Source organism: Streptomyces sp. NPDC026673, from assembly GCF_040638135.1.
Taxonomy (GTDB): Bacteria; Actinomycetota; Actinomycetes; order Streptomycetales; family Streptomycetaceae; genus Actinacidiphila.
On sequence record NZ_JBEZXR010000113.1, the window covers coordinates 1 to 20,184 of the forward strand.

Genomic DNA, 20,184 nt, shown 5'->3' on the forward strand with positions numbered 1-20,184 from the left:
GCCCCCTTCGCGACCTTCCGCCTGTGGCGGCGTATGAAGCTGTGGGAGCTGCGCTCCTACGACGAGGTCATCCGGGTCGAGCAGGAACGTCTCGTCTACCGGGCGCGCCTGCGGGCCCGCTACGGCCGCGCCTGGCGCCGCAAGGCCCCGGTCGAGTCCCTGATGCCGCTGAAGCTCGCCCGGTACGGCGTCCCGATGGAGCAGACCGCCGCCGTCGGGCTCGCGGCGGCCGGGATCGACCTCCCGGCCCCGGCACCCGCAGCGCTGCCCGCCCCCGAGGCCGTCCGGAGCCCCGTCCCGGCTCCGACACCGGCACCGGCGCCCGAGCCCGTGCCGCCCGCTCCGGCACCGGCCCCCGAACCGGTCCGGGTCCAGATCCAGGAGCAGGACCAGGCACAGGCCCCGTACCAGGGCCAGGGCCAGGTATTCGAGCCCGTGCCGACGTCGGCACCGGAACCGGAACCGGCGCCCGAGCCCTACCAGGCCCCCGCCCCCGCGACCGAGCCCCTCACCGCCCCGGTCGGCGCGGGCAACCGCCGTCGCGTCCTCGCCGACGGCAACGGCGTGATCCCCACCCCCCGCGCCGAGTACGCCCCGGAACCGGAGCCGGATCTCTACCCCGAGCCCGAGCCGGAACCCGTCACCGAGGACACCTCCCGCGAGGAGATCTACGACCGCGCCTTCCGCGCGTACCACCAGCAGTTCGGCAACTTCCCCAACGCCCGTCAGTTCGGCCTGATCCTGCAGGACCGGTACGGCATCTCCAGCCCCAACGGCGGCCCGCTGAGCGAGAGCACGCTGCGCCCCTACGTCCGCGAGCTGCGGCGCCGGCTCGAACTCGACGGCCAGTACGCCTCCTAGCGCCGCTCAGCCGCCGGTCGCGGCCACGCCCTCGGCCGGCGCCAGCGAGGCCACCACGTCGGACGCCGACAGCAGCCGGACCTTCGCCGCGTCCAGGGCCCCCGGGTGCAGGGCGAACACCTCACCGCCCGCGGGCACGGCGACGTCTCCCCGCAGCAGGTACGCCAGTCGCGCCGCCTCCGGCATCGCGCCGTCCGCCGGGTCGCCGTACGGGGTCCCGATCCGCGCGGCGAACTCCGCCGCGGACTCGGCCTCCCGGCGCCGGTAGGCGGTCGTGGAACCGTCCGCGTGCCGCAGCAGGACCGTCGCGGCGCGCGCCGCGGCCTGCCACACGGCCAGTTCGCCGAGGCCCACGCGGGCCCCGGAGGAGAACAGCCCGGTGAGACCCTCGCCGAGCGCGGCGAGGGCGTTCCCGTGCCGCGCGACGGAGTGGCCGGTGCCGGTGACGCCCTCGACCACGTCGAGCCACCGCATCGTGCGGGCCGCCACGTCGATCACCAGCGGTACGCTCGCGCGGGCCCGGCCGGTCAGGTCGTAGCGCTGCTCCACGGCCCGCGCGTCGAAGACCGGCCCGGTGTTCCCGGGCTCGTCGCGCGACATCAGCCCGGCGAAGGCCTCCGCCAGGTCCTCGAAGGGGACGTTGTTGTACGAGAAGACCACCGCGACCAGGTGGCGGACCCCGGCGGACGCCAGCTTGTCCAGGTCGAGGTCGACGAACTCGCTGGCACCCCTCGGCGCCGGGGCGCTGGTGAGGTCGCCGGAGTGCACGGCGGCGTCCTCCGCGAACCGCAGGCGCGTGTAGTCGCAGTGGCCGACGGGGTTCCACTCCGCGTCGAACAGGGCGGTGGACAGGTCGAGATCGGTCCGCCCGGACCGCTCGCTCTCCGTCCAGTGCAGGAAGAGCCGGATCGTCCTGCCCTCGGGCACGGGCAGCTCGCTGCCGCGCGGCAGGGTCACCAGGGCGCGTGAGGCGGTGCGCTCGGTGAACGGGGCGATCAGTCCGTCCAGGACCGCGTCCACGACGGCGACGTCCACCGCCTCCCGCTCCGCCGCCCTCCGCAGCACCTCGGCGCGGAGCACGGCCACGGCCCTGTCGACCACGCCGGCGGCGATCGGCAGCCGGTCGTCGTCCGCCAGGTAGGCCTTGGCGCTGCCGCCCTTCGGGAAGAACACCCGGGTGCCGGCCGCGTGCGTACGGCTGCGGAGGGCGCCGAGCGCGGACAGCAGCACCGCGGGCGACACCCGGGGCACCGCCGTCTCCAGCGCCGACAGCACGGCGTCCGCCTCCGCGGCCTCGGAGAGCCGCAGCAGGTGGTCGAGCCGGCGGACGAACTCGCCCGGGCGCCGGGCCAGCAGCGCGACCGCCGCCGGTACGTCCATGGCGTCCAGCGCGGCCTCGACCCGGCCCGCCCAGCCGCGTACCCGGACCGTCGTCCCGGTCGCGTCGATCTGCGCCGCGCCGTCGGCCGCCGTCCGCAGGGTCGCGGTCAGCGCGTCGCCGTCCGCGAGCCGGGTGTCCCGCAGCGCCGCGACGGCCAGCGCCGCCCGCGGGAAGCGGCCCGCGTGCTCGAAGGCGTGCAGGAGCTCCGCCGCCCGCAGCCAGGCGTGCCGGTGCCGTCGCATGTCCTGCGCCACCAGGTCGGGGGCGAGTCCGTCGAGCATGCCGAGCAGGGCGCGCCGCAGCGGCCGGGGCACGGTGCGCAGCCGCGGCGGGTCGACCAGGCCGGGGTCGCCGCCCGAGCGCACGGCGAGCAGCCGCAGCACGTCCGTCGCGGTGTCGACGCGGGCCGCGACGGCCGGTACGCCCGTCGCGTAGGCGGCGGGGTCCGCCAGCAGCCAGGCCAGGACGCGGGCCTTGGTCTCCCGGCCGGGGATCTTCTCGGGCAGCCACGACAGGTCGGCCCGGTCACGGGTGTCCAGCAGCGCCATGAGGTCGTCGGCGTCCTGCGGGCCCGGCGCGCCGGTACGGGCGAGGAGCCCGCGGATCTCGTACGCGGCGTCGGCGTCCCGCGCCGCGGGGTCGCCGCCGTACTGCAGCACACGCAGCCGCCCGGGCAGCGCGCGCCGCAGACCACCGAAGCGGCGCGGCCTGCGCGGCCGCAGGAAGGGGTCGTCCGCATCGATCCCGCGGTGGCAGACCGGGCACGCCGAGAAGTCCGCGCCGTCGAAGCAGGAACGGCACACCAGGTGCGCGCAGGGCGAGACGGCGTGGACGGTGCCCTCCGTGCCGCACAGCACACAGGGCTGCTCCGGGTGCTGGAAGAGCAGGGTGAGGACGCGGTCGACGTAGAAGGCGAAGGTGTCCCGCGGGGTGCTCGCGGGGAAGTCGCGGAACAGCGGCACATGGGGACGGTCCGCGCCGAGCGCCCGGTCGAGGTCGGCCAGCAGCGCACGGCCCGCCGCGGCCAGCGCCGCCTCGCCGCTCGCGGCGAGCGCCTCCCGCAGGGCGGGCGCCATCAGGTGGCCGCGGTCGAGCAGGTCCGCCTCCAGCAGTGCCACGCCCGCCGTGGTGGCGAGCGACGGCCGCGCCGGCGCGGCGGGCAGGTAGACGGCACCGCGGCGGGCGAGGAGCACCGCCGCGAGCGTGCGCGGGGCGGTCGAGGTGGCGTGCGTGGTGGCCGTGAACATTCCCTGTGTCTCCCCCTGGTCGGTGTGCCGGGGCGGGAAGTGGGCGCGCTGGAATCCGTCGCCGGAGGCGATTTCGAGGAGAAGGAAGCACACCCGGGAGCCGCCCCGGGAACCGGTGGTCCCGTGCCCGGTCCCCATGTCCGGGCCGGTGACCCCGGTCGCGTACGCGGAGCGGGAAGCCGGAGCGCTGTTCAGAGAGAGTGAGAGAAGGAAGCACCCCGTGAGCCGCCCCGCGTGCGACGACCCTAGCGCGGGGCACCCCTCCTCCGCGTTCGAATATTCACGCCCCGGTACACGCGACGGCGGCGGGTGGCCGTGCCACCCGCCGCCGTCACGCGTACGTCCGGTTCAGCTCGCCGCGAGCAGTTCCCGTACGCGGTCCTGACCCACCGCCAGCAGCAGCGTGGGCAGCCGCGGTCCGGTGTCCCGGCCGACCAGCAGCCGGTACAGCAGGGCGAAGAAGGAACGCTGGGCGACCTTCATCTCCGGCGTCGGCCTGGCGTCCGGCGCGAAGCCGGCCTGGATCTTCGGCACGCCGTAGACCAGGGTGGTCAGCCCGTCCAGCGACCAGTGCTCGGGCAGCCCGTCCACCAGCAGCTTCAGCGCCTCCCGCTCCTCACCGGACAGCGCCGCCAGGGCCTCCGCGTCGGGCTCGGTGCGCACCCGCGTGCGGGCCTCCGGCTCCACGTGGGTGTTCACCCAGCGCTCGACGCAGTCCAGCCGCGGCCGGGCCTCGTCCAGGGAGGCCAGCGGCTGCTCCTGGTCGAGGTCGCGCAGGATGCGCAGGGTCTGCTCCTCGTCCCCGGTCGTGATGTCCACGACCGAGGCGAGGGTGCGGTACGACAACTTGTGCGGGGTGGTGGGCAGCTCACCGCTCGCGGTGCGCGCGGCCCGCGAGTGCACCGCGAGGTCCACCGGGGCGGCCGTGCCCTCGGCGACCTTGCGCTCCAGCGCGTCCCACTCGTCGTAGGTGCGGGAGATCTCGTCGCCGAAGGAGATGTTGAACGCCTGGTTCGGCCGCCGGCGGGCGTACAGCCAGCGCAGCAGCTGCGGCTCCATGATCTGCAGGGCGTCGGCCGCGATCGGCACGCCGCCCTTGGAGCTGGACATCTTGGCCATGCCGCTGATGCCGACGAAGGCGTACATCGGCCCGATCGGCGGCTCGGCGTCGAAGATCTCGCGCACCAGCTGCTGGCCGACCATCCACGAGGAGCCGGGCGACTGGTGGTCGACGCCGGACGGCTCGAAGTCCACGCCCTTGAAGGCCCAGCGCATCGGCCAGTCGACCTTCCAGACGAGCTTGCCGCGGTCGAACTCGCTCAGCCGCACGGTCTCGCGGTTGCCGCAGTCCTGGCACTCGTAGGTGAGCTCGGTGGTGTCGTCGTCGTAGGCGACGACCGTGGTCAGGTCCTTGTCGCAGGCCGTGCAGTACGGCTTGTACGGGAAGTACTCGGGGGCCTGCGCGAGCGTGGCCTCCTCGTCGTCCTGCTCCTCGCCGCCGCCCTTCTTCTTCGTCCGGTAGCGGCCGAGCACCTCGTCGATCCGGCGGCGCTCGCGCATCGCGTGCAGGATCTGCTCGCGATAGGTGCCGGAGGTGTACTCGACGGTCTGGCTGATCTCGGTGACCTCGACGCCGAGCGCCGCCAGGGCCTCCCGGAACGGCGCCTTGAAGTGGTCCGACCACGTCTCGTACGGGCTGCCCTCGGGCGCCGGCACGGAGGTCAGCGGCTTGCCGATGTGCTCGGCGTAGGACGGGTCGTAACCGGCCGGCACCTTGCGGTAGCGGTCGTAGTCGTCCCAGGACAGGATGTGCTCGCAGGGCACGCCCCGCCGCTTGATCTCGTCGGCGACCAGATGCGGGACCATGATCTCGCGCAGGTTGCCCAGGTGGATCGGCCCGGAGGGGCTGATCCCGGAGGCGACGACGATTTTCTTGCCCGGAGCCCGCCGCTCGGCTTCCGCGATGACGTCGTCCGCGAAGCGGGCGACCCAGTCGGCCTCGGTGCTCTGAGCCACTGTCTCGACTTCCTTCCACCTTGTGCAGCGGGTAGCGCGGTACCCGGCAATTGTCCCAGAGAAAAATGAGTGGTAGCGCGTGGGATACTGAGGGTTGATCTCCGATCCCTCTCAGGAAGCACCCATCCCATGGCCTCGGTCAACTCGCTTTCCGCCTCGATCCAGCAGCGCGTCGCTGACGCCCTCGGTGCCGACCCGCTGCTGCGACGTAGCGACCGGGCCGACTTCCAGGCCAACGGTGTGCTGGGCCTCGCCAAGCGGAACAAGGCGAACCCGCGCGAGCTGGCCGCTCAGGTCGTCGAGGCCCTGCCGGCCGACGACGAGCTGATCTCCGCGGTCGAGGTCTCGGGCCCCGGCTTCCTCAACATCACCGTCGCCGACGCCGCGATCACCCGGACGCTCGCCGCCCGGGCCGCCGACGACCGGCTCGGCGTGCCCGCGAAGGCGGAGCCGGGCACCACGGTGATCGACTACGCGCAGCCGAACGTGGCCAAGGAGATGCACGTCGGCCACCTGCGGTCCTCCGTCATCGGCGACGCGCTGGTCAAGATCCTCGAGTTCGAGGGCGAGACGGTGATCCGGCGCCACCACATCGGCGACTGGGGCACCCAGTTCGGCATGCTCATCCAGTACCTGGTGGAGCACCCGCACGAGCTGGACCACGAGGGCGCCGACGCGGGCGAGGAGGCCGGCGAGGCCTCCATGTCGCGCCTCAACCGGCTCTACAAGGCCTCCCGGGCCGTCTTCGACTCCGACGAGGAGTTCAAGACCCGGTCGCGCAAGCGGGTCGTGGACCTGCAGGCCGGCGATCCCGAGACGCTGGCGATGTGGCAGCGGTTCGTCGACGAGTCGAAGATCTACTTCAACTCGGTCTACGACAAGCTCGACATCGAGATCCGCGACGAGGACGTCGTCGGCGAGTCCGGCTACAACGACATGCTGGTCGAGACCTGCAAGCTGCTGGAGGAGTCCGGCGTCGCCGTGCGCTCCAACGGCGCGCTGTGCGTGTTCTTCGACGACATCAAGGGCAAGGACGGCGAGCCGGTCCCGCTCATCGTGCAGAAGGCCGACGGCGGCTTCGGCTACGCCGCGACCGACCTGTCCGCGATCCGCAACCGGACCGCCGACCTGCACGCGGACACGCTCCTGTACGTCGTGGACTCCCGGCAGGCACTCCACTTCAAGATGGTCTTCGCGACGGCCAAGCGGGCCGGCTGGCTGACCGACGAGGTCAAGGCGCTCCACATCCCGTTCGGCACGCTGCTCGGCAAGGACGGCAAGCCGTACAAGACCCGTTCGGGCGAGACCTTCCGGCTGGTCGACCTGCTGGACGAGGCCGTGGAGCGGGCTTCCGCGGTGATCGCGGAGAAGAACAAGGAAGGCAGCGAGGGCGCCCTCACCGAGGAGGAGGTCGCCGACCGGGCCAAGGAGGTCGGCATCGGCGCGATCAAGTACGCCGACCTGTCCACCTCGCTCGGCCGGGACTACGTCTTCGACCTGGACCGCATGGTCTCGCTCAACGGCGACACCAGCGTGTACCTGCAGTACGCGTTCGCCCGTATCCGGTCGATCCTGCGGAAGTCCGGCGACGCGAAGCCGGTCGCCCACCCGGAGCTGCCGCTGGCCCCGGCCGAGCGGGCGCTCGGCCTGCTGCTGGACGAGTTCGCGGAGACCCTGGCGGGCGTGTCGGAGACGTACGAGCCGCACAAGCTGGCCTCGTACCTGTACGCGCTGGCCTCGGCGTTCACGACCTTCTACGACCAGTGCCCGGTCGTGAAGCCCGAGCCGGCTCCCGACGTCAAGGAAAACCGCCTCTTCCTCTGCGACCTGACCGCCCGCACCCTGCGTCAGGGCATGTCGCTGCTCGGCATCCGGACCCCCGAGCGCCTCTGACGCGCACCGCGTCCGCACGACGGCGGCCCCGGCGGGAGTCACGACTCCCCCCGGGGCCGCCGCTGTCGGTGGCCACCCCTACATTCACGGTCATGGCGACGCTCCCCAACCAGCTCCCGAAGCTCGCGCAGGACCCGGCAGGCCGGTCCCTGGGCCTCGACCTGCCCCGCGGCACACTCGTCGACGAGACGGTCGACGGCCCCTGGCACGAACCGCTGCTCTGGCACGCCGACGAGCCCGCCGCCCCCGACGACTGGGAGCGGCTGCTCCCGGCGCGGATGACGGCCGGGCTGCATCCGGTGCTGCTCTCCATGGACGCCGCGATGCCCGCCACCCGCGAGCTGGATCCCGGGGCGATGTCGTACCCGGGCGACCACGACGCCGACGAAGTGCTGGCCGGCTTCTGGGGTTTCGCGGAGGACGAGGAGTCCGAGACCGACAACGCCCGGAACGAGGACGAGGACGAGGCAAACCTGCTCGCCCCGTTCGGCCGGGCGTGGCCCGGTCTCGCGCCCGCTCGGGAGTGCGAGGCCGACCCGGATGTCAGGGCGGCCGAGGTCGCCTCGTCCGTGGTCGGTGCCGGATGGTTCAAGGACCCCCGAGCGGCCCTCGTTCCCGCCCGGCGCAGCGCCGACGTCCTCGCGGCAATCGGCTGGACGGGTCCGCTCAACCACGAGAACGACGTGGCCCGGCTCTGCGCCGTCGTGCGCTCCTGGGAGGACCGCTTCGGCGTGCGCGTCGTGGCCGTCGCCTTCGACGTCCTCGTCCTGTCCGTGGCCGCGCCGCCGGCCACCGTCGAGGAGGCCGAGGCCGTGGCGGCCGAGCACTTCGCCTTCTGCCCGGACAACATCACCCAGGGCAGTGGTTCGCTCCGCGCGTACGCCGAGTCCCTGGTCGCCGTGCCCACCTGGTCCTTCTGGTGGGACTAGACCCGGGGCGCCGGATACGGGTGTCCTTCCCCGCGGTGGAAGGACACCCCCGAGGCGAACCGGTCAGGGAAGCTCAGCGGCGGAAACGCCGGTCGTCCCAGCGGTGGTGGTGGCCGTGACCCCAGTGGTGCCGGTGGTGACGGTGGTACCAGCGGTGGTGGTGCCGGTGGTGACGGTGGTACCAGCGGCCGTCCCGACCGCGGTCGCGACGGAACTCGCCGCCCCGGTCGCGGTCGCCGTCGTGCCGGAACTCGCCGCCTCGGTCGGCCGCAGCCTGCGTGGCGTGCGACACCGCCGCCGGTGGCGGCGTTGCGGCGCTGGCAGCGCCGGCCCCGCCCAGAAGGACGGCGGCCGCGACGCCCAGCGCGGCGGCGAATCGGGGAATCCGCATCGCGGTTCTCCTTTCACGGCGGAGGCCCTTGTGCCTCCGCCTGCTGTGGACTTGCTGATGATTTCCCACCGACATCAGCCGTTAAGTCCGAATCGCCACCAAACACACTTGATGTAATGAAATGCCAGAGAGTCTGGAACCACGCGCTCCGCATCTGCGTCCCACGCGCGATCATCTGAAGGCAGACGGCGGGAAGTGTGCCCGTCCCCCGTCCTTCGGCAGCGAACCGCCCCGGCTACAGCCCCGGAAGAGCATGATCACTCGCCTGCCAACGATGCCCGCCCCGCCGGACCGCGAAGTCCGTCGCGAAGTGGCGCTCCGGCACCGGGGCCGGGTCCGGCCGCGTCGCGGCAGGTGTGCTCGCCGGACACCCCCGGGCTTCGCGTCACCCGTCGTCATCGGCGGCCCGGAAACCTCCGTGGCGAGCGCCGCGCGGCCACCGCCCCCGCGGTCCGCGCCACGCGCCGATCCCGTGACCGCGCGCCGGCAAGGCCCGACGCGTGCCTCAGAGTTGCTGTGCGACCTCGGTCGCCCAGTAGGTGAGGATCAACTGGGCGCCCGCACGGCGGATGCCGGTCAGGGTCTCCATGATCGCCCGGTCCCGGTCGACCCAGCCGCGCTCGGCGGCCGCCTCGATCATCGCGTACTCACCGCTGATCTGATACGCCGCCACCGGCACGTCCACCGACTCGGCGACCTTCGCCAGCACGTCCAGGTACGGCAGCGCGGGCTTCACCATCACCATGTCGGCGCCCTCGGCGAGATCCAGCGCCAGTTCGCGCATCGACTCCCGCAGATTGGCCGGGTCCTGCTGGTACGTCTTGCGGTCGCCCTTGAGCGAGGAGCCGACGGCCTCCCGGAACGGCCCGTAGAACGCCGACGCGTACTTCGCCGTGTACGCCAGCACGGACACGTCCTGGTGCCCGGCGGCGTCCAACGCGCCGCGGATCACACCGACCTGACCGTCCATCATGCCGCTGGGGCCCACCACGTGGACCCCGGCGTCCGCCTGGACGCGGGCCATCTCGGCGTAGCGCTCCAGTGTCGCGTCGTTGTCCACCCGGCCCTCGGCGTCCAGCACACCGCAGTGGCCGTGGTCGGTGTGCTCGTCCAGGCACAGGTCGGACATGACCACCAGCGCGTCGCCGACCTCGCTGACGACGTCGCGGATCGCCACCTGCAGGATGCCGTCCGGGTCCGTGCCGGGCGTCCCCACGGCGTCCTTCTTCTCGTCCAGCGGCACGCCGAAGAGCATGATGCCGCCGACCCCCGCCTCGGCCGCCTCCACGGCGGCCTTGCGAAGGGTGTCACGGGTGTGCTGGACGACACCGGGCATCGTGGAGATCGGGACGGGCGCGTCGATGCCCTCGCGCACGAAGACGGGGAGGATCAGCTCGGCGGGGTGCAGCCGGGTCTCCGCGACGAGGCGGCGCATCGCCGGGGTCGTCCGCAGCCGGCGGGGCCTGGTGCCGGGGAACTGACCGTATCCGCTTCCGTTTCCGCCCATCGCCGTTCCGCACCTTTCTCCGCTGCCCGTCACGTCCGTTCCACGGTACGCCCGCCCGGGGCGTGCACATGCCGACCCGGTGTCGGCCCCGGCCCGCACACGGCAGAGCGCCCCCGGCCCCATCCGGGGGCCGGGGGCGCGACGGTACGCGGCCGGTCGGTCAGACGCGGGCCCGGCGACGGGAACCCGGACGCCGCTCGCTGGGACGCGTCACGGGGTCGCCCGCGGCGACCGCCGCTTCACGCCGCCGGATGCCGAAGTCCGCCAGTGCCTGCGCCAGCGCGTGCACGGACGGCTCGGGCGCCATGACGTCCACCCGCAGCCCGTGCTCCTCCGCCGTCTTCGCGGTCGCCGGGCCGATGCAGGCGATCACGGTCACGTTGTGCGGCTTGCCGGCGATGCCGACCAGGTTCCGCACCGTGCTGCTCGACGTGAACAGCACCGCGTCGAACCCGCCGCCCTTGATCGCCTCCCGCGTCTCCGCCGGCGGCGGCGACGCCCGCACGGTCCGGTAGGCGGTCACGTCGTCGACCTCCCAGCCGAGCTCCACGAGCCCCGCCACGAGCGTCTCCGTCGCGATGTCGGCCCGCGGCAGGAAGACCCGGTCGATCGGGTCGAAGACGGGGTCGTACGGCGGCCAGTCCTCCAGCAGTCCGGCGGCCGACTGCTCGCCGCTCGGCACCAGGTCCGGCTTCACGCCGAACTCCACCAGGGAGCGGGCCGTCTGCTCACCCACCGCCGCGACCTTTATCCCGGCGAAGGCGCGGGCGTCCAGCCCGTACTCCTCGAACTTCTCGCGGACGGCCTTGACCGCGTTCACCGAGGTGAAGGCGATCCACTCGTACCGCCCGGTGACCAGCCCCTTCACCGCGCGCTCCATCTGCTGGGGCGTACGGGGCGGCTCCACCGCGATGGTGGGCACCTCGTGCGGCACGGCGCCGTAGGAGCGCAACTGGTCGGAGAGGGACGCGGCCTGCTCCTTGGTGCGCGGGACGAGCACCTTCCAGCCGAACAGCGGCTTGGTCTCGAACCAGGAGAGCAGCTCGCGCTGCGCGGTCGGCTCGCCGACCACGGCTATCGCCGCGATCGGGCCCTCCGGGGTGGGCAGCGCCTTCGTCGCCTTCAGCTCGGCCGCGATGGTCGACAGCGTCGCCGTCCACGTCCGCTGCCGCGTCGTCGTGCCGGCGACCGTCACGGTCAGCGGGGTGTCCGGCTTGCGGCCCCCCGACACCAGCTCCGCGGCGTTGGCCGCGACGGTCTGCAGGGTGGTGGAGACGACGAGGGCGGCATCGCTCGCCCCCGCCTCGGTCCAGCACCGCCCGGAGGCGGTCGCGGCGTCCACGAACCGTACGTGCCCGCTGAGCGGCACGCCGGCGTAGGCGGGCACTCCCACGGCCGCGGCGACGCCCGGCACGACCTCGAACGGGATGCCGGCCTGCGCGCAGGCGAGCATCTCGGCGGCGGCCGAGGCGTCGAGTCCGGGGTCGCCGGCGATCGCACGGACGACCCGCTTGCCGGTGCGCGCGGAGGCCGTGAAAAGCTTGGCCGCGGCGGCCGAAGTGCTCAACTCCGCGTCGGCTTCGCCCGGCTGCGCCGTGTCCACACCCGCCCGGGCGTGCGTCCGCACGACGTCCAGCACATGCTGGTCGCCGACCAGGACATCGGCGTGGGCGAGCGCCTCCACGGCGCGCAGGGTCAGCAGCCCGGGGTCACCGGGCCCGGCACCGAGGAAGGTGACGTGCCCGAGGACGGAACCCGGCGTACCCGTGCCCACGGTCCCGGCTTTGCCGGCGGTGCCGGCCCGGCCGGCCGGACCTGCGGGCCCGGCCGCGGTGGCGTCTGCGGTCGTGTTGGTCGCTGCGGCGGCGGTGGGGCTCAAAGTTCGCGCTCCCCCATAAGACCGGCCGCGCCCTTGGCGAGCATCTCGGTGGCGAGCTCGTGGCCGAGGGCCACGGCTTCGCCCCGGGATGCGGGGGTCGGACCGGTGATGGACATCTGCACCAGCGAGGAGCCGTCGGTGGTCCCGACGACACCGCGCAGGCGCAGTTCGGTGATGGGCTCGCCGACGCCTTCGAAAGCAGGCTCGGCCAGCGCGCCCACGGGCGCGGAGCAACCGGCCTCGAGGGCGGCGAGCAGTGCGCGCTCGGCGGTCACGGCGGCCCGGGTGAACGGGTCGTCGAGCTCGGCGAGCACGGAGGCGAGCTCTGCGTCGTCCGCAGAGCACTCGACGGCCAGCGCCCCCTGTCCGGGGGCGGGCAGCACGACGTCGGAGGAGATCAGCTCGGTGGCCTCCGCGAGGCGGCCCAGCCGGCTGAGTCCGGCGGCGGCGAGCACGACGGCGTCGAGGTCGCCCGAGGCAACATATCCGATGCGCGTGTCGACATTGCCGCGGATGGGCACGGTCTCGATCCGCACCCCCATCGAGCGGGCCCAGGCGTTGAGCTGCGCCATGCGGCGCGGCGAGCCGGTGCCGATGCGGGCGCCCCGGGGCGAGGCGGCCAGCTGCTCGAAGGTGAGGCCGTCGCGCGCGATCAGCGCGTCGCGCGGGTCCTCACGGAGCGGGACCGCCGCGAGGGTCAGGCCCTCGGGGTCGGCGGTCGGGAGGTCCTTGAGGGAGTGGACGGCGAAGTCGATCTCGCCGCGCAGCAGCGCGTCGCGCAGGGCGGAGACGAAGACGCCGGTACCGCCGATCTGCGCCAGGTGCTCGCGCGAGACGTCGCCGTAGGTGGTGATCTCCACCAGCTCCACGTCGCGGCCGGTGATCCGGCGGACCTGCTCGGCCACCATGCCGGACTGCGCCATCGCCAGCGCGCTGCGCCGGGTTCCCAGTTTCAGTGCGGTTGGGCTTGTCATGCCCGCCCTCGATTCGAGTCACTCGTTGCTGAAGCAGCCGACGCAGCCGACGAGACGGCCGTGGCGGCGGGGGGAATCACCGGTGTGCCCGGGGAGTCCGCCCTGCTGACCGCGGCGACCGCCAGGGGGTCCAGGTCGAAGAGTTCGCGCAGCGCGTCAGCGTACCCGGCGCCGCCGGGCTCGCCCGCGAGCTGCTTGACCCGCACAGTAGGCGCGTGCAGGAGCTTGTCGACGACGCGGCGCACGGTCTGGGTGACCTCCGCGCGCTGCCGCTCGTCCAGATCGGGGAGGCGGCCGTCCAGGCGGGCCAGCTCGGAGGCGACCACGTCGGCGGCCATGGCGCGCAGGGCGACCACGGTCGGCGTGATGTGCGCGGCACGCTGGGCGGCGCCGAAGGCGGCCACCTCAGCGGAAACGATCTTTCGCACCTCGTCGACGTCGGCCGCCATCGGGGCGTCGGCCGCGGCCGCGGCGATCGTCTCCAGGTCGGTGACGTGGGCGCCGTCCAGGGAGTGCACCAGCGGGTCGATGTCGCGCGGCAGCGCGAGGTCGAGCATCCCGATGGGCGCGACGGGCTCGCCGCCGGAACGCAGCGCGCGGGAGAGCGTGGCGCGGGCGACGGTGTCGGCGGTGAGCACCAGCCCGGTCGCCCCGGTGCACGACACGACGATGTCGGCGTACGCCAGTTCGCCGGCCAGGTCGTCCATGGGCGCGGCACGTCCGCCGATGGTCTCGGCGAGGCGCTCGGCGCGCTCGTGCGTGCGGTTGACGACCACGATCTCGCCCGCCCCCGCGCGGGCGAGGGTGGCGGCGGCGAGCGAGCTCATCGAACCGGCGCCGACGACCAGGGCGCGCTTGCCCTTGACCCACTCCTCGAAGGGGGCGCCGCCGATCGCCTGCGCCATCTGCTCCAGGCCGAAGGTCACCAGCGACTGCCCCGCCCGGTCGATCCCGGTCTCGGAGTGGGCGCGCTTGCCGACCCGCAGGGCCTGCTGGAACAGGTCGTTCAGGGACCGGCCCGCGGTGTGCAGTTCCTGGCCGAGGCCCAGGGTCTCCTTGATCTGGCCGAGGATCTGGCCCTCGCCGACGACCATGGAGTCCAGGCCGCAGGCGACCGAGAACAGGTGGTGGACGGCCCGGTCCTCGTAGTGCACGTACAGGTGCGGGGTCAGCTCGTCCAGGCCGACGCCGCTGTGCTGCGCGAGCAGCGTGGACAGTTCGGCGACCCCCGCGTGGAACTTGTCCACGTCCGCGTAGAGCTCGATGCGGTTGCAGGTGGACAGCACCGCGGCCTCGCTGGCGGGCTCGGCGGCCAGGACGTCCATCAGCAGCTTGCCCTTGGTGCCCTCGCCGAGCGACGCCCGCTCCAGGACGCTGACCGGGGCCGTGCGGTGACTCAGTCCGACGACGAGGAGGCTCATGCCGGCATCACGGCGGGGACGTCCCCGTCAGGTCCCGGACGGCGGCCGCCGTCGCGGGCCGCCTTGGCCGCCACCGGGGGCGCCGCGAGGGTGCCCTCCAGCTCCTCGCCGGCCTTCCGCTGCTCGTGGAAGGCGAGGATCTGCAGCTCGATGGAGAGGTCGACCTTGCGGACGTCGACCCCGTCGGGGACGGTCAGCACGGTCGGGGCGAAGTTGAGGATCGAGGTCACACCGGCGCCCACCAGGCGGTCGCAGACCTCCTGCGCCGCCCCGGCCGGCGTGGTGATCACGCCGATCGAGACCTGGTTGTCCTCGACGATGCCCTCCAGCTCGTCCGCGTGCCGCACGGGCAGACCCGCGATGAGCCGGCCGGTGAGCTGGGAGTCCGCGTCGATGAGCGCGGCGATGCGGAAGCCGCGGGAGGCGAAGCCGCCGTAGTTGGCGAGCGCGGCGCCGAGGTTGCCCATACCGACGATCACGACCGGCCAGTCCTGGGTGAGGCCCAGCTCGCGGGAGATCTGGTACACGAGGTACTCGACGTCGTAGCCGACCCCGCGGGTTCCGTACGAACCGAGGTAGGAGAAGTCCTTGCGCAGCTTGGCGGAGTTCACTCCGGCGGCGGCCGCGAGTTCCTCCGACGACACCGTGGGCACCGAGCGCTCGGAGAGCGCGGTCAGGGCCCGCAGATACAGCGGGAGCCTGGCGACGGTGGCCTCGGGAATCCCTCGGCTGCGGGTCGCCGGTCGGTGAGTTCGGCCAGTTGCCACGATGCTCCTGCGGGTAGAGCTGGGCTGCGAGCGGCACCCGTCATTGGGACCGCCCCGTGCACGCCAGGCTATGTCTTTGTGAACGCGTGCACAAAGATGGTGTCCGATTTGCCCAGGGGAAGTGACCGGCATCACGCACCCCCATTACGGACATAAGAAACCATCTGCTGCGACGGAACGTTCCGCAGCTGCGTCCGATCGGCGCCCCGGCGCCCCACCCACAGCGCGTCCGCACCGGCCAGGTGCGGCCACTCGACCCCCGCGGCGCGCGCCAGCGCCTTCTCCGCCTGCACAGGGCCGCCCGGGTGGTCCTGGGCGTAGGCGGCGAAGAGCCGGGCCGTCGTACGCGCGTCCCCGAGCGCGGTGTGCGCGGTCCAGCCGCCCAGCCCGGCCGCCTCGGCGCACGCCAGCAGGCTCAGCCCGGCCGGCGCGGGCTCGCGCATCGCCGCCATCCGCATGGTGCACAGTTCGGGCACGGCGGGGAACTCGACTCCGAGCCGGGCGTACTCCGCGGCCAGGAACGCCCGGTCGCAGCCGACGTTGTGGCCCACCAGCACCCGGCCGCGCAGCAGCCCCAGCAGCCTGGGCGCGATCTGCCCGAACAGCGGCGCGCTCGCCGCCTCGACATGGCGGGGCTCGATGCCGTGGATGTGGGTGGGACCGACCGGTCCCTCCGGGTCGATCAAGGTGGAGAACTCCCCCTCCGGCCCGAGATCCCCGTCGAGCAGCACCACGGCCAGTTCGACCACCCGGTGGCGCCGTGAACTGGAACCGGTGGCCTCCAGATCGACCACGGCGAAGCCGCCGCGCCTCTGAAGCCTGCCCGGGAGCACGCAGTCACCGCCCTTACTCACGCACCCCCGCTGTACACAAAACGCCTTGATGGTAATCGAGCACCCGCGTCCAGAGGAACACGAGCAAATCGCCCACCTGTCGCACCAGCCGTCTCAGGCGCCCAGCCCGCGGCGCAGCCGGCCCTCGTCGACACGCCAGAAAGTGTGCTGTTCCCCGTCGATGAGCACGACGGGGATCTGCTCCCAGTACCGGCGGTGCAGCTCCTCGTCGCGAGTGATGTCCATCTCCTCGAACCGCGCGCCCAGCTCGTCCACGACCCTGCGGATCACGGTCCGCGCGTCGTCGCACAGGTGGCAGCCCGGCTTGGCGATCAGCGTGACCGTGCGATCGGCCGGGTTTTTCCGGGTATTGCGGGCGTCCCGCCCGAACAGAGGGCTCATGCCGGCCATTCTGCCTCCGTCAACTCCCGGCACGCGGTAACACCCTCGTCGCGAGGAGTTCATTCACCTGCTCCATCGGCGCACCGGAAGTACCCAACGGACTGGCTATGCTCGCCCCATGGCCGCTCTGCGATGGCTCACCCCCCGTAAGCGCTCCGCCACTGCGCGCAGCGTGCTGGCAGGCGAGGCCGCGGCGGAGGCCGCGCTCGCCGCACCCGCGGAGAAGACGCGCGAAGGGGCCGGCGCCCCCGCGTTCCCGGTGGTCGGCGATCCGCACGCGGCCGCCTTCTTCGACCTGGACAACACCGTGATGCAGGGCGCCGCGATCTTCCACTTCGGACGCGGCCTGTACAAGCGGAAGTTCTTCCAGAGCCGCGACCTCGCGCGCTTCGCGTGGCAGCAGGCGTACTTCCGGATCGCCGGATCCGAGGATCCCGAGCACATGCAGGAGGTGCGGGACAGCGCGCTCTCGATCATCAAGGGGCACCGCGTCGAGGAGCTCATGTCGATCGGCGAGGAGATCTACGACGAGTACATGGCGGACAAGATCTGGCCCGGCACCCGCGCGCTCGCCCAGGCCCACCTGGACGCCGGACAGCGGGTCTGGCTGGTGACCGCCGCCCCCGTCGAGACCGCCACGATCATCGCCCGCAGGCTCGGCCTCACCGGCGCCCTGGGCACCGTCGCCGAGCACGTCGACGGCGTCTACACCGGCCGGCTGGTCGGCGAGCCGCTGCACGGCCCCTCCAAGGCCGAGGCCGTCAAGGCGCTCGCCGGCGCCGAGGGGCTCGAACTCCCGCGCTGCGCCGCGTACAGCGATTCGTCGAACGACATCCCGATGCTGTCGCTCGTCGGACATCCATATGCGATCAATCCTGATAGCCGCCTGCGCAAACACGCTCGCGAAAAGGGCTGGCGGCTGCGTGATTACCGTACGGGCCGCAAAGCGGCGAAGATCGGCATCCCGGCGGCCGCGGGTGTGGGCGCCGTGGCGGGCGGCGCCGCCGCCGCGATGGCCCTGCAACGCCGCCGCCGCTAGGGCCGCGGGCGACACGCCCGGGGTCCCCCTCTGGCGCCCCGTCAGTTCACGGTGAGCCACACAGCCACAACACGCTCTCCACGCGAGCATTTCACGACGCAATATGGTCAACACCGATTCGATGTTCGATAATTGCTCGATCACGATTCCGCCAGAGAGTGGGCGGAACCGACGATTTCAGCAACTCGGTGTAGCGTCGCCTGTACGAAGCGTTATTCTCCTCAGACGCAAGCCGGTACCCACACGTCGCCACGACGGGTGAACGGTTCCGTACTGCACGTGATGGAAGTTCTGCCTCTGGGAGTCCCGTGTACCCACACACCGGGGTTGACGCCTCTGGCCTGGCTACGCTGCGCGCACTGGTGGCTGAGCACCTGCTGCGCGTCGTCCCCGCGTACGCGGCCGTGCCGGTCCCCGCACTCGCCACAGCGGCAGCGCCCGTCGGCCGCACCTATGCGCTGGCCGACGGCCGGGCCACGGTCAGCAGACGGTCCCGCAGCACCCAGCAGGCCGACCGGGCCGCGGGCGCCACCGCGCGCCGGCCCGCGGCCGACAGCGACAGCGGGCGCATGATGGACCTGGTCGAGCGCGCCCAGGCAGGTGAGACCGAGGCGTTCGGGCGGCTGTACGACCACTACTCCGACACGGTCTACCGCTACATCTACTACCGGGTCGGGGGCAAGGCCACCGCGGAGGACCTCACCAGCGAGACCTTCCTGCGGGCCCTGCGCCGCATCGGCACCTTCACCTGGCAGGGCCGCGACTTCGGCGCCTGGCTGGTCACCATCGCGCGCAACCTGGTGGCCGACCACTTCAAGTCCAGCCGTTTCCGGCTGGAGGTGACCACCGGGGAGATGCTCGACGCCAACGAGGTCGAGCCCAGTCCGGAGGACTGCGTCCTGGAGGCGCTGTCCAACGAGTCGCTCCTCAGGGCCGTCCGCAAGCTCAACCCCCAGCAGCAGGAGTGCGTGACCCTGCGCTTCCTGCAGGGGCTCTCGGTGGCGGAGACGGCCCGCATCATGGGGAAGAACGAGGGCGCGATCAAGACCCTGCAGTACCGCGCCGTACGGACCCTCGCCCGGCTGCTTCCCGACGACGCGCGATGAGCGCGATGGATGGATCTTCATCTTGCGACTGCCTCCACGGTCCGATCATCATGACTGCGTAACCCAACTCGGGCGGCACTCGTTGCATCACATGCGGACCCCCCAATGCCGTGCCCTGCCCGCTTCCGATCACTCGATCGGGTGGAAAGGCTCAAGGTGCACAACCTTGAAGGCCCTACGGGGAGTCGAGGTGGATGACGAGAGGAGGTGCCGCCCGTGATCGCGAATCCAACGGCGCACCGGCGGGCTAACGCCTTCGCCGACGCCCTCGAGGGCGAAGGCCCCCAGACGGGTGCCGGCGTGCAGCACGGCGCCCATGCCGCGGACCGGCATGCGGATCCGGACCAGGGCAGGTTCCTGGCCCTGGCCGACGCCCTGCAGGACGTGCCGCGGCCGACGCTGAACCCCGAGACCAAGACGGTCCAGCGTGCCCAGTTGATCGCCGCCATGGAGGCCGCCCTCGCCGACGGCACCCTGACGGTTCCCGTACAGCGCGACGGCGGACGGGGCGCACACCGCGCCGGCGGCCGCGGTCTCGGCAAACTGAAGCCGCGTTCCGCGTGGTCGCGCAGGCTCGCCGCCGGCGGGCTCTCCGTCGGCGTTGCGGCGGGCGCCCTCGGCGGGGTCGCCGCCGCGAGCACCGACGCGCTGCCCGGCGACACCCTCTACGGCCTCAAACGAGGCATGGAGGACATGCGTCTCAACCTCGCCGACGACGACGCCGACCGAGGCAAGGTCTACCTCGACCTGGCCTCCACCCGGCTCCAGGAGGCCCGCCGCCTCATGGAGCGCGGTCGGGGCGGCCAGTTGGACGACGAGTCCGTCGGCGAGATCCGCAAGGCCCTGTCGGGGATGCAGCAGGAGGCCTCCGAGGGCCACCGCCTGCTCGCCGCCGCGTACCGCAGGGACGGATCCCTCCAGCCGATCGAGACGCTCTCGGCGTTCTCCAGCAATCACCGCAAGGGCTGGACCGAGCTGCGCGACCGGCTGCCCTCCCGGCTCGACGACGTGGGCAACCGGGTCACCTCCGTCTTCGACGCCATAGAGGACGAAGTGGCCCCGCTGCAGAAGCTGTTGCCGCCCTCCACCGGCTCCGGCCACGGGGACGGGCGCGGCAGCCCCGGCAGCGGCGACCGCTCCGTGAGCGGCACGCGGGGGCCCTCGCCCTCGATCAGCGGCTCCGCGAGCGGCTCGGCCGACGAGCGCGGTGGCGACAACGCGAGCCCGTCGGCGTCCCGCAGTTCCGAGGGCGGGCTCATCGGCGGCCCCGGCACCGGCGATCTGCTCAACCCGACGCCGAGCGGCAGTTCCTCGGGCGGGGACGGCACCCAGCCGTCCGTCACCCTCCCGCCGCTGCTGCCCGGGCTGCTCCCGGGCCTCGGGCTCAGCGCCGAGGACGACGACGGACGCGACTGAGCACGGAGAAGACGGCCGTGGGCCGGGGCCCGCGCGCCCTGCTGATGCTCGCCCTGTACCGCAGCGGGCGGCAGGCCGAAGCGCTGGGCGTCTACGCCGACACACGCCGTCTCCTCGACGAC

The 20,184-nt window shown here is 72.8% G+C and carries 16 protein-coding genes and 1 pseudogene; 7 read left to right on the forward strand and 10 right to left on the reverse strand.

Annotated features, from left to right (window positions below; genetic code table 11):
• A pseudogene (locus AB0F62_RS39710) lies at nucleotides 1-861 on the forward strand (hypothetical protein); the annotation flags it as partial.
• A gap of 6 nt (nucleotides 862-867) precedes the next feature.
• Here the strand turns inward: AB0F62_RS39710 and AB0F62_RS39715 are convergent.
• Both AB0F62_RS39715 and lysS read right to left on the reverse strand, forming a co-directional pair.
• Nucleotides 868-3,627: an MXAN_6230/SCO0854 family RING domain-containing protein gene (locus tag AB0F62_RS39715; protein WP_361810902.1), complete on the reverse strand. Its 2,760-nt coding sequence runs from the start codon at nucleotides 3,625-3,627 to the stop codon at nucleotides 868-870.
• Nucleotides 3,628-3,837: 210 nt separating this feature from the next.
• Nucleotides 3,838-5,505: a lysine--tRNA ligase gene (lysS, locus tag AB0F62_RS39720; protein WP_361810904.1), complete on the reverse strand. Its 1,668-nt coding sequence runs from the start codon at nucleotides 5,503-5,505 to the stop codon at nucleotides 3,838-3,840.
• Nucleotides 5,506-5,634: 129 nt separating this feature from the next.
• Here lysS and argS point away from each other — a divergent pair, with 129 nt between their 5' ends.
• Nucleotides 5,635-7,398, forward strand: a complete 1,764-nt coding sequence (argS, locus tag AB0F62_RS39725) for an arginine--tRNA ligase (protein WP_361810906.1) — start codon at nucleotides 5,635-5,637, stop codon at nucleotides 7,396-7,398.
• 92 nt (nucleotides 7,399-7,490) lie between these two features.
• Nucleotides 7,491-8,327, forward strand: coding sequence for a DUF4253 domain-containing protein (locus AB0F62_RS39730; protein WP_361810908.1), 837 nt, complete (start codon nucleotides 7,491-7,493; stop codon nucleotides 8,325-8,327).
• A gap of 73 nt (nucleotides 8,328-8,400) precedes the next feature.
• Here the strand turns inward: AB0F62_RS39730 and AB0F62_RS39735 are convergent, their stop codons facing one another.
• The 8 genes from AB0F62_RS39735 to AB0F62_RS39770 all read right to left on the reverse strand — a co-directional run bounded on the left by AB0F62_RS39735 (nucleotide 8,401) and on the right by AB0F62_RS39770 (nucleotide 16,501).
• Nucleotides 8,401-8,718, reverse strand: a complete 318-nt coding sequence (locus AB0F62_RS39735; RefSeq protein ID WP_361810910.1) for a hypothetical protein — start codon at nucleotides 8,716-8,718, stop codon at nucleotides 8,401-8,403.
• Nucleotides 8,719-9,223: 505 nt separating this feature from the next.
• Nucleotides 9,224-10,225, reverse strand: a complete 1,002-nt coding sequence (gene hemB, locus AB0F62_RS39740) for a porphobilinogen synthase (RefSeq protein WP_361810912.1) — start codon at nucleotides 10,223-10,225, stop codon at nucleotides 9,224-9,226.
• Nucleotides 10,226-10,385: 160 nt separating this feature from the next.
• Nucleotides 10,386-11,999 carry a bifunctional uroporphyrinogen-III C-methyltransferase/uroporphyrinogen-III synthase gene (locus AB0F62_RS39745; RefSeq protein WP_361810930.1) on the reverse strand — a complete coding sequence of 538 codons (1,614 nt, stop codon included), beginning with the start codon at nucleotides 11,997-11,999 and terminating at the stop codon, nucleotides 10,386-10,388.
• Nucleotides 12,000-12,100: 101 nt separating this feature from the next.
• Nucleotides 12,101-13,078, reverse strand: a complete 978-nt coding sequence (gene hemC / locus AB0F62_RS39750; protein ID WP_361810914.1) for a hydroxymethylbilane synthase — start codon at nucleotides 13,076-13,078, stop codon at nucleotides 12,101-12,103.
• Entirely contained in the window at nucleotides 13,075-14,499 is a 1,425-nt protein-coding gene (locus tag AB0F62_RS39755; RefSeq protein WP_361810916.1) for a glutamyl-tRNA reductase, read from the reverse strand. The genes hemC and AB0F62_RS39755 overlap by 4 nt, the downstream gene beginning before the upstream one ends.
• A complete protein-coding gene (locus AB0F62_RS39760; RefSeq protein ID WP_361810918.1) occupies nucleotides 14,496-15,266 on the reverse strand; it encodes a redox-sensing transcriptional repressor Rex in 771 nt (256 codons plus the stop codon). Before AB0F62_RS39760 ends, AB0F62_RS39755 begins: the two co-directional genes overlap by 4 nt.
• Nucleotides 15,267-15,397: 131 nt before the next feature.
• Nucleotides 15,398-16,120 carry a 3'-5' exonuclease gene (locus AB0F62_RS39765; protein WP_361810920.1) on the reverse strand — a complete coding sequence of 241 codons (723 nt, stop codon included), beginning with the start codon at nucleotides 16,118-16,120 and terminating at the stop codon, nucleotides 15,398-15,400.
• Between the two features lie 93 nt (nucleotides 16,121-16,213).
• The gene (locus tag AB0F62_RS39770) at nucleotides 16,214-16,501 is read right to left on the reverse strand and encodes a glutaredoxin family protein (RefSeq protein ID WP_361810922.1); all 288 of its coding nucleotides are present in this window, start codon (nucleotides 16,499-16,501) and stop codon (nucleotides 16,214-16,216) included.
• Between the two features lie 118 nt (nucleotides 16,502-16,619).
• On the opposite strand from AB0F62_RS39770, the gene AB0F62_RS39775 reads away from it, so the two are divergent.
• The 4 genes from AB0F62_RS39775 to AB0F62_RS39790 form a co-directional block, all read left to right on the forward strand.
• Nucleotides 16,620-17,540: an HAD-IB family hydrolase gene (locus AB0F62_RS39775; protein WP_361810924.1), complete on the forward strand. Its 921-nt coding sequence runs from the start codon at nucleotides 16,620-16,622 to the stop codon at nucleotides 17,538-17,540.
• A 308-nt stretch (nucleotides 17,541-17,848) separates the two neighbouring features.
• On the forward strand, nucleotides 17,849-18,646 hold the full coding sequence (locus AB0F62_RS39780; protein WP_361810926.1) for an ECF subfamily RNA polymerase sigma factor, BldN family: 798 nt from the start codon (nucleotides 17,849-17,851) through the stop codon (nucleotides 18,644-18,646).
• A 216-nt stretch (nucleotides 18,647-18,862) separates the two neighbouring features.
• On the forward strand, nucleotides 18,863-20,062 hold the full coding sequence (locus AB0F62_RS39785; RefSeq protein ID WP_361810928.1) for a DUF5667 domain-containing protein: 1,200 nt from the start codon (nucleotides 18,863-18,865) through the stop codon (nucleotides 20,060-20,062).
• A gap of 44 nt (nucleotides 20,063-20,106) precedes the next feature.
• The coding region (locus AB0F62_RS39790) for a BTAD domain-containing putative transcriptional regulator (protein ID WP_361810932.1) at nucleotides 20,107-20,184 on the forward strand (78 nt) is incomplete at its 3' end.